Below are 12,364 nucleotides of genomic sequence, written 5' to 3' on the forward strand. Positions count from 1 at the left end.
AATCAGCGGGAATATTTTATTATATCTGATAATTACTCATCCGCCAAAGTTCTTGAAATATCTATTTTGTAGATTCCTAATGAAGGAATAGCTGCCGCCAATAGCCCAATTACTAATGCCCCAATGAACAACCATAATTCTTCTGTTAGCAAAGATAAAACGTTGAAGTCATAATGAAAATTTTGTTCGACGTTTTTCGACATTAACCACAATCCCAGTCTACTTAAAGCAATACCAATCACAAATCCGATTGAGCTGATAATCAATCCTTCAAGCAATAATAAGAAGAATAGTTTGGTTCTGCTAGCACCCATTGAAAGCATCAATGCCATTTCATATTTTCGCTCTTTGAGCGAATTATAAAGCGATACAAATACACTTAAACCAGAAACGATGATGATAACCAAGGCAATGATTTTGAGGGTATCGATTCCAAAGCCCATCAAAGCAAACAAGCGATTGATTTCAATAGCAGGCGAAGCCGTTTGCATCGTGGTATTTTGATTGATACTTCTTGCCATCATCATACCCATTGCAGGATTTCTGAATTTTATCAACATCGAGGTTATCTCTTTAGATTCTTCTTCATGGTGATGTCCGTCATCGGTAGTAGGAGAAGTGTCTTCTTCTAATAATTTCAATGCATTTGCTCCTTTACCCACTTCTTCTTCATGATGCTCGTCATGAACTGCCCAAACACTCTCAAGTGGCGTAACCATTAATTGGTCGAGAACAGAATTAGTATTTTTTAGAATACCCACTACTTTAAACTTCTTTTCTTCATGCACATCGCCTTCTTTGTCATAGCCGTGTTGCGAAGCAAAAGTATCACCAACCTTTAATGCTAAATTTTTAGCCACTTTCGCACCTAATACCATTTCCATGGGTTCAGAAAAAACTTTGCCTGATTCAAATGTTGCTTCAAAATGTTGAAGGTATTTTTCGTTAGAGCCTACTATTCTATACCCTTGATAACTATCGCCCATTGATAATGGAATCGCTGATTTTACCAAAGGATTACGGGTTAGCCTATTGGCTTCGTCTAAAGAAATATTTCCCGTCGGAGCATCAATTTGATAAATACTAGCTAAAATCAATTGTAGTGGACTACCCTTTGCACCCACTACCATATCTATCCCAGCTACATTGCGGGTAAATTTTTCTTCTAATTGCTTCCCTGCCAAGAGTAATAACGAAATAATAGCAATACCCAGTGCCATCAATAAGATACTTAAAAAGCTAGTAAGGGGTTTGTCTTTTAGGTTACTCCAAGATATTTTTAGTAAGTTCATTTGCTATAAATTTATACGTTTTTCAACCACATCTTTCAAGCGTTGGTCATGGGTTACTACTACCAAACTTGCTCCAATTTCCTCAATTTGTTTTTTTAATAAATCCACCACTTTTAAGCAATTGTCATCATCCAAACTAGATGTTGGTTCATCAGCTAAAATCACAGAAGGTTTATTCATCAAGGCTCTGGCGATGCTAACACGTTGTTGTTCACCCTGTGATAATTGAGTAGTTTTTTTATGAAGATGTTCGGCGAAACCTAAACTTTCGGCTAGGTGTTTGGCAAGGTCTTTTGCTTGAGATTTCCCTGCTAGATAGTTCGTTAACAGTAAGTTTTCTAATACAGTGAGAGAATGAACAAAATGAGGTTTTTGATAAATAATACCTACATTTTTTGCCCTGAAGTCTGCTGCTGAACCGACAGATAAATCACTAATTTCTTGGTTATTAATCTGGATTTTACCCCCTGTTGGTTTTAGTAAAAGAGCCATTAAATGTAAAAAGGTTGTTTTGCCTTTACCCGACTTACCCAAAATAAGCATTGTTTCACGGTCGGCACAGGAAAAATCTGGAAAAGCAAAGCTCTTTTCAGAAGAATACGAGAAGGTAAGGTTTTGCGTAGCTATCATGCTGTTGATGTTTTATACAAAGATAGCTAATGCAATGATATTGCAAGAAATTTGGGGGATAGTTTAATATTGTGGAAATGAGAAATTAATAGGGATTTGTTAATCTAACTATTCATAATTAATTAAGTTGCTTTTATTTCAATTATCATTTAGCTTTAACCGAAATTTATAAGACCACAAATTGCAATATTTAATAAGTTCAGTCTAGCATTTAAAACCGTTAATTCTATATTCAAAACAATTCAATGAAAAAACTTCTATTTGCTTTATTCTTTACAGTTCTATCCCACTACTCTATCAACGCTCAAAAAGAGTTTATGGCAGGCTACATTATTAATAATACTGGCGATACCATCAGGGGTGAAATTGATAATAAAAAATGGGTAAAAGCTCCTTCACAAATTACATTTAAAGATCAAAACCTAAAAATGGTTAAGTATGATATAAGCAAAATACAAAGCTTTGTTGTACAAAATGAGGCGACTTATGTGCGAAAAAAAATATCCTTAGACATTACACCCCATCAACAGGGTAAACTATTAGAAACCTACGATAGAGAACTTGTTGATACCACTTTGTTTTTGAAACAATTGGTAAAAGGAAGGATAAGTTTATATTATTTACAAGACAATAATAACAAAGAACACTTTTTTATCGAAAAGTTAAATGATACTATTCAAGAGCTTGTTGACCACCGTTTTATAAGAAAGAATAATTCTGGTAATTATGAAGTACACCTTGATATCTATAATAAACAACTTTATGAACTGTGTGAAGACTGTTCGAACTATTCGGGATTAATATTTAAATATCAATATAGAGAAGCAGCGCTAATGCCCCTAATAATGAAGTATAATACTTTTTTTGGCGATAGTAAACCTATTGAGGTATCAAAAAAAGAAAAGTTTAAAACTACCTTCTTTTTACGTGCTGCTCTGGGAACGTATAGTTATAATGTAGATCGAAATCTATCATATTATGAAGAAAACTATAACAAATCGGGCTTAAAATCGGCTTCAATTGGAGTAGGGGCATTATTTGAATTGCCTTCTAAAAGAAGAAGATTAGGTGTGAAAATAGATTTGTTATATAACCATTATGAGGAGGATATAAGGTTGTATCAAAGCTACAATGTACCTACTAATACTTCGTATTTAGGCATTTATTTAGGCCCTCAATATTCCTTTTATAAAAATGTACCTAAAAAGATTGATGTGTACCTTAACGCAGGACTATCGTTAGAAAAGAGATTAGCTGAAAAAAATACAGATTTTGTTTACCAAGGATTGAGTAGCTCAATGGGGTATCAATTGGGTATAGGTACAAAGCTCAATAAAATGAATTTTGAATTAGCTTATAGCAAAACAGATGCAGGGCTTAGCTCTTTTGTTTATATTACTGGCGATATCCAAAAGATTTCGTTTATACTTAGCTATGCACTTGGGAAACAATAAGGTGACTTTTAAGGCGTATTAAGAAAAAGTAATTTAAACAAAAAAGGGGAGTCTTCATCAATGAAAACTTCCCTTTCTATTTTTTGAGTTGTAAACTCGAACTACACTACTGTAACTTTCACTGTCAAAGTCAATTCTTCAAATTCAACATCTTGTCCGTCGGCTAATTCGTTGACTACTTCTAGCGAAAGTGCTTGTACTTCTTGACTGATAAAGTCTTTGAAGGTTACAACGCCAGCCGTTACTTCGGCATCTGAATCAAGTAATTGAATGCTGATTTTATCGGTTACTTCAAAACCTGAATCTTTACGTAAGTTCTGGATACGATTCACAAAATCGCGAGCGATACCTTCTTGTTTCAGCTCAGGTGTAATATTGATGTCTAATGCCACCGTGATACCTGCGTCGGAAGCCGTTAAGTATCCTGGTAAATCTTCTGTTTGGATTTCAACGTCCTCTAGGGCAATCGTATAAGCATCAAGAATTATCGTCTTGTTTTCCTCTAAAGCTTTCAAGTCTTCAGCAGTCATTGCAGTAATTACAGCAGCAACTGCTTTCATGTCTTTACCGAATTTAGGGCCTAATGCTTTAAAGTTTGGTTTTACTTTTTTCGACAATACGCCCGACGCATCATTTAAGTATTCAACTGCTTTGATGTTTACCTCTGTCTTAATCAATTCGTCTACATGACGGATTTGTTCACGTGTTTGCTCGCTCAATATCGGAATTAAAATCTTCGATAATGGCTGACGTACTTTAATACGATTGGTTTTTCTTAAAGAGTGAATCAAAGAACAAATTCTTTGAGCCAAGTCCATCGAAGTTTCCAATTCAGTATTAATCCATTCGTGCTGTACTTTCGGGAAGTTCGTCAAGTGAACAGATACGTCCGTACTTGTTTCAGTATCAGTTAAGTTTTTATATAACCAATCACCGTAAAAAGGAGCAATTGGTGACATCAACTGAGCAATTGTTTTCAAACAATATGCTAATGTTTCATAAGCTGATTGTTTGTCTGCCGTAACCTCGCCCTTCCAGAAGCGTCTTCTTCCTAAACGTACATACCAGTTAGAAAGATGGTCACCCACAAACTCTTGGATGGCACGTCCTGCTTTGGTTGGTTCATAAGTATTGTAGGCTTCGTCTACTTCTTTTATCAAGGTTTGTAATTTTGATAAAATCCATTGGTCAAGCTCTGTGGCAATGCTTTTATCAAGTTTTCCTGTTGGCGTATAGCCATCTAAATTGGCATACAAAGCAAAGAAATTATACGTATTCGTAAGCGTTCCAAAGAATTTGTTACGTACTTCGGTAATACCTGCTAAATCAAATTTAAGGTTATCCCAAGGTTGTGCATTCGTAATCATATACCAACGCGTTGGGTCTGCACCGTATTTCTTCAAGGTTTCAAATGGGTCAACAGCATTGCCTAAACGTTTAGACATTTTGTTACCATTTTTATCCAATACCAAACCTGTAGAAACAACGTTTTTGAAAGCAACAGAATCAGAAACCATTGCCGAAATAGCATGCAAGGTAAAGAACCAACCACGTGTTTGATCAACACCTTCCGAGATAAAATCGGCTGGATAAGATTTATCAAAAATATCTTTGTTCTCGAACGGATAATGCCATTGAGCATAAGGCATCGCTCCAGAATCAAACCAAACGTCGATAAGGTCTGTTTCGCGCGTCATTACTTTACCCGAAGCTGAAACCAAATATACTTCATCTACAAACGGACGGTGTAAGTCTTCAGTACCTGCTTTTAATAAGTCTAAAAACTTCTCGTTAGCTGCACGTTGTTCTGCTGATAGTACATCATCTTTCAAAGCATGCGTTATGCTGTTTTCTAGTTCTTTTAGAGAACCTATACAAACGTCTTCGCCATCTTCCGAACGCCAGATTGGTAGGGGAGTACCCCAATATCTTGAACGAGATAAATTCCAATCTACTAAGTTTTCTAACCAATTACCAAAACGACCAGTACCCGTAGATTCTGGTTTCCAGTTGATGGTATTGTTTAGGGCAATCATTTTATCTTTTACTGCCGTCGTACGGATAAACCAAGAATCCAATGGATAGTATAATACAGGTTTATCTGTTCTCCAACAGTGTGGATAAGAGTGATCAAATTTCTGAACGTTGAACGCTTTGTTCTCCGTTTTCAATTGAATAGCAATGCGTTCGTCAACAGATAGATATTTATCTCTTCCTTGTTTGATACGTTGCTCTTCTTTTTCTTCATCTGATAAATAAGCTTCTTTTACAGGCTCGTTGGCATAATCAGTAATTTCAGCTACAAAACGACCTTGGCGATTGACAATTGGTACTTCTTTACCAGTCTCGTCTTTGACAAAAATAGAAGGAATACCATTTTGCTGAGCCACTCTAAAGTCGTCTGCACCAAAGGTCGGAGAAGTATGAACTACTCCAGTACCATCTTCTGTCGTAACGAAATCACCAATGATTACTCTGAAAGCAGCACTTTCAGGCTGAACATAAGGCATTAATTGCTCATATTCAATGCCTTCTAGGAAATTCCCTTTGAAACTGAATACTTCTTTCCAAGGAATGATTTTATCTCCATCATTGTATTTCGAAAAATCACCATCTTTACCTTTTTCGTTGAAATATTTTCCAACCAAATCTTTGGCCAACACTACGTTTACGGGTTCGTAAGTGTAAGGGTTGAAAGATTTAATTAAAGAATATTCTATATTTTTACCCACCGTTAAAGCTGAGTTCGCAGGTAAAGTCCAAGGGGTAGTCGTCCAAGCTAAAATATAAATATTGTCACTATTAGCACCATCAAACAAAAAGCCTGATTTGCCCGTCAGTTTTACTTTAAATTGAGCTGTCAACGAAGTATCTTTTACTTCACGATAACAACCCGGCTGGTTAAGCTCGTGCGAAGAAAGCCCCGTTCCTGCTGCTGGCGAATACGGCTGAATCGTATAGCCTTTGTATAATAATCCTTTTTCGTAAAGGGTTTTCAACAAATGCCAAACCGACTCGATATAATCGTTTTCATAAGTAATATATGGGTTATCCAAATCCACCCAATAGCCCATTTTTTCGGTCAAATCGTTCCACTGGTCAGTAAATTTCATGACCGTTTCACGACACTTCTTGTTGTACTCTTCTACCGAAACATATTTTGGAGATTCAAGATTACCAATATCGTCTTTGGTAATTCCTAATTCTTTTTCTACTTGTAATTCCACTGGCAAACCGTGGGTGTCCCATCCGCCTTTACGTTTTACTTGCTTGCCTTTTAAAGTTTGATAACGACAGAAAATATCCTTAATCGCACGAGCCATCACGTGGTGAATACCCGGTGTTCCATTTGCCGAAGGAGGCCCTTCATAGAAAGTGAAAGTTGGATTGCCCTCACGGGTTTCGATAGACTTTTCAAAAATCTTTTCGTCTTGCCAAAATTTAAGGATTTCGTCTGCAACCTGACCATAGTCAAGGTTTTTATATTCTTTAAAATTCATTATGGACTATAATTCGTTTATTACGTTGTTAAAAATTATCTGTTGAGATGTTTTTATCTAATAGGCTGAGAAAATTCCTGCAAAAGTACAAAAAATGACTGGCTTTTGGAAGGAAACAATTGTAAGAAAACAAAATATAAGATTCCAACCTATTTCACAATTATTTTGTCTTTATAAAGAGTTTATTCTCAAGGGGTTTATTCTTAATTAATCTTAGTGCATGAAAAAGCATTCTGTCATCTTAGCTTTTCTTTTTTTATGGGTATTTTCCTGTAAAACAAAAGAAAATATTGATCCAAACCCAACTGGTTTGGTAGGAAAGTGGGTTGATAGCGGAAGGCTACAGTCTCAAAATACTGATGGTACTTGGAGTTACTGGTATACACTCTTAACTTTTGCTGCTGTGCCTGTATCTGTTTGGGAATTTACGAAGGATGGTAAATTTCTGATAGATGGAAAAGATGGAGGAGCGTGTTGTTTTGCTGGTAATAAGTATGTAGTCTCTGGTCAGGATATTACTTTTGGTACATTTGCACCACCTTGTGCTAACGTACTCTGTAAAAGCTGTACTAATTGGACTTTTAAACTTAGTCATAAAGATACCTTAGTCTTAGAACAATGTTCTATCAGAAAAGAGTTTTACAGAACCCAATAATGAATAATGTTAGATTTTAATTAGATATTAATATTATGAAAACACCATATTGTTATATTTTACTTCTTGCGATATTAGCATCATGTAAATCAAAAGAAGAAATTGACCCAAATAGTTTGGTTAATAAATGGCTATCTACTGGGCAGATGCAATCAAAAAAAGCCGATGGTACTTGGAGTGATTGGTACGTGCCTCAAACCTTTGCTGCTGTAATACCTTCTGTTTGGGAGTTTACTAAAAAAGGAGATTTTTTGCGAGATGGTAAGGCAGGAGGAGATTGTTGTTTTGCAGGAAATAAATACAGCCTATCAGATAAAGTAATTACATTTTCAGACCCAAAAATTTGCCCTACGGTTGACTGTGGTTTTATTTGTAGTACATTTAAAATAGATCAACTGAAAAATGATACGTTGGTGTTAGAACAATGTTCTACTAAAAACCAATTTGTCAGGGTAAAATAAGAAACGACAATTCCAACCATCAAAATAAATTCTACGTCTTTATAAAAACAGTTTATTAAAATTTAAACTTTAAATAACATGAAATTATTAACATTAAGTTTAGGATTACTTTTAATGGTTAGCTCTTGTAAATCAGTAGATGAAGTAACCCCCGGAAAAGAAAGTTCAGCCAAAGTTTCTGCTAATCAATTAGTAGGAAAATGGAACCCTACTTATATGCAAAAAGATAAAGGGGCAGATGCCAAATGGACAACGATTAATACATTAGTTGCTTTACCAACCATTGAATTTACAGCTGATGGCAACTATTTAAGTGATGGAAAGCCTGGTGCAGATTGTTGTGGCTGGATTGGCAATAAATACACGTTCAAAGATAACAAAATTACTTTTTCTGATTTTAAACCTTGTCCAAATGTACTTTGTATCGCTATAGCGTGTGATGGTTGGACAGTTCAAAAAATTGAGAACGATACGCTTGTAGTAGAAAACTGTTTTAACGTAACCAAATTTGTGAAAGCTAAATAATAGCTTGATTACCACAATATTGTTTAACCTCATATCACGCATTCAAAATACTGTTTTTACCTCTGCAAGATAAATACTTGCAGAGGTTTTTTTATAAAGGAAGTTTTTGCATTTATGCCGTTTCAACAAAACCAACGCACTTTTAACATGGCATTTTTTATTTTCATGGCTATGCAAAAGAAGGGGATAAGCAATGGAAATAAATTCTTTGCTAAAAAATCGCAAAATTATTTTATTTAATATTTTTATTATTATATTTGCTTAATCAATTAAGCAGTCATGGAAAATAAACAGCTAGAAACGTTATCAAAATCTAATGATTTTTATCTCGAATTATGGAATCAAGCTAAGCTAGGGAGCAGGGAAGCGTATGCACAGCTTTGTGAAAGCCATTATAGAATATTATTTAACTATGGACTGAACATTACGAAAGACAGAGAATTGGTCAAAGATGTTATTCAAGACCTCTTTTTATATCTATGGGAAAAACGCAATATCGTAGGTGAAATAAATGTGATGACCATCTACTTGGTTCGTGCTACTCGTAATAACTTGATATCACAATTGCGAAAGAATCAATGGAATGTACTATATGATAATTTTGATGATGAAGATAACCTAACAGATGAGGAAACCATTGAAAATAGCTTAATCGAATATGAACGCTATTCACAAAATGAGCAACGCATGCGAAAAGCAATAGAGCTATTACCAAAACGTCAGCGTGAAGTACTTTTCTTGAAATTTTATCAAGGCGTTAGTCATTCGGATATTGCTAATATAATGAATATTAACAATCAATCCGTTTCTAACCATCTTCAAAAAGCATTAATTACACTAAGAGCATTATTCCCCAACCATTGGAAAAAAATGTTTTAATGCTTAAAATCAATAATCTTCACAAAATATTAAAAAACTATACGTGTCCGTAATTATAATATTTAAGCTAAGTTTGTAACAAAAAACTGTTAAGAAGAATTGACATAGATAAATCTATAGCAATATGGTAAGTGTTTATGCTTGTTTTGCTTACCTTTGATGGTTAAATTCTCCGCATAACCGCTATTTTATTGTCAAACTTATAAAAATGAATGTTGTATTAAGGAATATTAGAGGTTTACTACTCCTTCAATTAGTTAGTTTTGTATTACCTTTAGTTGTTATACCGTATGTGTTTAGGGCAATTGGTCCTATTTATACTGGTAAAATAAATTTTTCACAGTCATACATTAATTATTTTTTATTACTGATTAATTATGGCTTTGATACAACAGGAACCAAACGTATTTCAGTCGTAAAGGATAATCCTGAACAGCTAGTAGATACCTTTAATGAAATTATCTCCACCAAGATTTTCCTGTTTGTTATTAGTACCGTCATATTTCTGGTATGTACCTTGTCTGTTCCTACCCTTCGTTCAGAGTTTGCACTTCATTTTTATTCATTTAGTTTTGTATTGGGTTGTGTATTTTTTCCGACTTGGTTTTTTCATGGTATCCAAGAAATCCAAACTGCGGCACTCATTGCATTATGTTTTAAATTAGCATCTTCTATAGCCATCTTCTTTGTTGTACACGATACACAATCTTTTTTCTGGTTTAATATTCTTACAAGCTTAGGGCAAATACTAGCAGGATTATGGGCATTTTATATTGCCATGAAACGCTACAACCTTACTTTTTACTTTATAAAACTTCAAAGAATTATCGATTTGTTGGTAGAAGAACGCTTCTATTTTGTTTCTACCATCGTTATTAATCTTTATACTACTACCAATGTTTTCTTGATTGGTTTTCTATTAGATGATAGAAGTGTCGGGATTTATTCCGCTGCGGTAAGGTTGATTACAGTCGTCGTAACGGTTTGTATTAATCCTATTTCACAATCTATCTTCCCTGAAATAGCCAATAAGATGAATGCTAACCTTCAGAAAGGGTTGGAACTAGTACAAAACATTATCCCTGTGGTGTTCTTCATTACTATCCTTGGAACAGTCTTTCTTTATCTAGTAGCTCCATATATCGTCTCCTTCATTTTTGGTGAAAAATTCCTTGACTCAATAGGTGTATTTCAATATTTATGCGTTGTCCCGATTTTATCAAGTTTGAGTTTGTTTCAAGCCCAAACCATGTTAAGCTTAAAATTGGATAGGTATATTCTGAATATCACCCTGATTGCTGGTATTGTTAGTGTTGGTATTAACTTGTTGTTAATCAATGTTTTACAATACTATGCTTCCGTAGTAGCCTATATTTCGGTAGAAGCCTTTATCCTCATTTCGGGGTATTTTGTACTGAGAAGCAAAGGACTGACAGTAATTATCTTCGATAATTTTTCGGCAAAATCATTTCGCTACCTTATTGCTAATTTTAACCTTTTCGGCAGAGGTAAACAGTAAAAATATGCTAACTTATTGTAACAAATATTAATGAATAGCTGGGGCATAAAACCTAATAGTAATTCATCAGCGTGATGCTTCTCCATACTACTTTGTATTGCTTTGATTGAATTATAGGTAATATCTGTTCGATAAATTAAAATAATCGTTTAACTTGTCTTATATTTATCCAATTTTATAAGCAATCAATTTAATTATAAGTACGATGAAAAAGATGTCTATTAAGGCTGTTGCCGAAACGTTAAAAATTTCTACTGCAACTGTTTCCTATATCCTTAATGGCAAAGCCAAAGAAAAACGCATTAGTGAAGAACTCACCAAAAGAGTACTAGCGTATGTTGAAGAAAACAATTTTAAGCCCAATCACCTCGCTAAAAGTTTAAGAACAGGCAAAACCAATGTAATTGGATTAATCGTTGAAGATATTGCCGATCCATTCTTTGCCAGTGTCGCGGGAAATATCGAGAATATCGCTTACGAAAACGGTTATAAAATTATCTATAGCAGTACCAAAAACAATCCTACCAAAGCCAAAGAACTAATCAATACTTTTAGAGAAAGAAACGTGGATGGATACATCATCACGCCGACGGAAGGAATAGAAAGCGATATTACTCAACTGATTAATAGTGGTTTACCTGTAGTGCTTTTTGATAGAAATTGTACTGACATTGACGTAAGCTACGTAGGAATGGATAATTTTGATAGTGCTTATAAAGCCGTAAAACACCTGATTGCCCAAAACTATAAAAACATTGCCCTCATCACACTTGATTCTTCGCAGGCACAAATGATAGACCGTTTGTTGGGTTATGAGAAGGCTATTTTTGAAAAACGTATTCCTTCAATCATCAAGAAATTTGACTACTCTTCTGCTAAAATTGAAAACATTACCGAAGAAATAGGGCAGTTTTTAATAGATAATCCCTCAGTGGATGCCATATTTTTTGCAACCAACTACCTAGCCATTAGTGGTATAGAGTTATTAAACCGAAAAAGAATAAAAATTGGGAAAGAAATCGGTATTATGGTATTTGATGATAACGATTTGTTTAGAATACACCAACCTTCTATTTCAGCGATAGCACAACCCATCCAAGAAATGTCTAAGCAATTGATTAATACTTTGTTGGTTCACATGGAGAATTCCGACAAGTATTTATCTAAAGAATACATTTTACCAGCCTCGATTATTTTACGAGATTCTTCTTCTAAACATGAAATTGCTTAACGGATTAAGTAAAATCAAATGTGTTTTTCATTTATGACCTGTTTTTGATAAAATCTTATTAAAAAAAGGACAGAAAATCACTGTAAATAATTAGTTTTTGTGCCTTCAAAACAGATACCCTTCAAAATACGTTTTTTTTCTGTTTATCCTGAATTATCGCGAGTCTTTGAAATATAACAATAGAAATATTTTATGATATATTTTTTTTAAATTAGATT

At 34.4% G+C, this 12,364-nt stretch carries 10 protein-coding genes; 7 read left to right on the forward strand and 3 right to left on the reverse strand.

The window, feature by feature from the left end:
* Window positions 1-32 precede the first annotated feature (32 nt).
* Together AC07XN_RS07475 and AC07XN_RS07480 are read right to left on the reverse strand one after the other, a co-directional pair.
* Window positions 33-1,292 (reverse strand): ABC transporter permease, encoded by a 1,260-nt coding sequence (locus tag AC07XN_RS07475; RefSeq protein ID WP_494742583.1) that lies wholly within the window; start codon window positions 1,290-1,292, stop codon window positions 33-35.
* A 3-nt stretch (window positions 1,293-1,295) separates the two neighbouring features.
* Window positions 1,296-1,922, reverse strand: a complete 627-nt coding sequence (locus AC07XN_RS07480; protein WP_309924219.1) for an ABC transporter ATP-binding protein — start codon at window positions 1,920-1,922, stop codon at window positions 1,296-1,298.
* A 245-nt stretch (window positions 1,923-2,167) separates the two neighbouring features.
* Between AC07XN_RS07480 and AC07XN_RS07485 the strand changes: the two genes are divergently transcribed.
* Complete coding sequence (locus AC07XN_RS07485) at window positions 2,168-3,376, forward strand: hypothetical protein (RefSeq protein WP_309924222.1); 1,209 nt, start codon at window positions 2,168-2,170, stop codon at window positions 3,374-3,376.
* 101 nt (window positions 3,377-3,477) lie between these two features.
* Here the strand turns inward: AC07XN_RS07485 and ileS are convergent, their stop codons facing one another.
* Window positions 3,478-6,876, reverse strand: coding sequence for an isoleucine--tRNA ligase (gene ileS / locus AC07XN_RS07490; protein WP_494742584.1), 3,399 nt, complete (start codon window positions 6,874-6,876; stop codon window positions 3,478-3,480).
* 220 nt (window positions 6,877-7,096) lie between these two features.
* On the opposite strand from ileS, the gene AC07XN_RS07495 reads away from it, so the two are divergent.
* The 6 genes from AC07XN_RS07495 (at window position 7,097) to AC07XN_RS07520 (ending at window position 12,146) form a co-directional block, all read left to right on the forward strand.
* A complete protein-coding gene (locus AC07XN_RS07495; RefSeq protein ID WP_494742585.1) occupies window positions 7,097-7,531 on the forward strand; it encodes a hypothetical protein in 435 nt (144 codons plus the stop codon).
* Between the two features lie 35 nt (window positions 7,532-7,566).
* Window positions 7,567-7,992, forward strand: coding sequence for a hypothetical protein (locus AC07XN_RS07500; RefSeq protein WP_494742586.1), 426 nt, complete (start codon window positions 7,567-7,569; stop codon window positions 7,990-7,992).
* A gap of 78 nt (window positions 7,993-8,070) precedes the next feature.
* Window positions 8,071-8,517 carry a hypothetical protein gene (locus AC07XN_RS07505; protein ID WP_309924228.1) on the forward strand — a complete coding sequence of 149 codons (447 nt, stop codon included), beginning with the start codon at window positions 8,071-8,073 and terminating at the stop codon, window positions 8,515-8,517.
* Window positions 8,518-8,796: 279 nt separating this feature from the next.
* On the forward strand, window positions 8,797-9,396 hold the full coding sequence (locus AC07XN_RS07510; RefSeq protein WP_309924231.1) for an RNA polymerase sigma factor: 600 nt from the start codon (window positions 8,797-8,799) through the stop codon (window positions 9,394-9,396).
* A gap of 208 nt (window positions 9,397-9,604) precedes the next feature.
* Window positions 9,605-10,915 carry an oligosaccharide flippase family protein gene (locus AC07XN_RS07515; protein WP_494742587.1) on the forward strand — a complete coding sequence of 437 codons (1,311 nt, stop codon included), beginning with the start codon at window positions 9,605-9,607 and terminating at the stop codon, window positions 10,913-10,915.
* 205 nt (window positions 10,916-11,120) lie between these two features.
* Window positions 11,121-12,146 (forward strand): LacI family DNA-binding transcriptional regulator, encoded by a 1,026-nt coding sequence (locus AC07XN_RS07520; RefSeq protein ID WP_494742588.1) that lies wholly within the window; start codon window positions 11,121-11,123, stop codon window positions 12,144-12,146.
* Window positions 12,147-12,364 lie beyond the last annotated feature (218 nt).

The organism is Arcicella sp. GW458-12-2-14-TSB2, assembly GCF_059423785.1.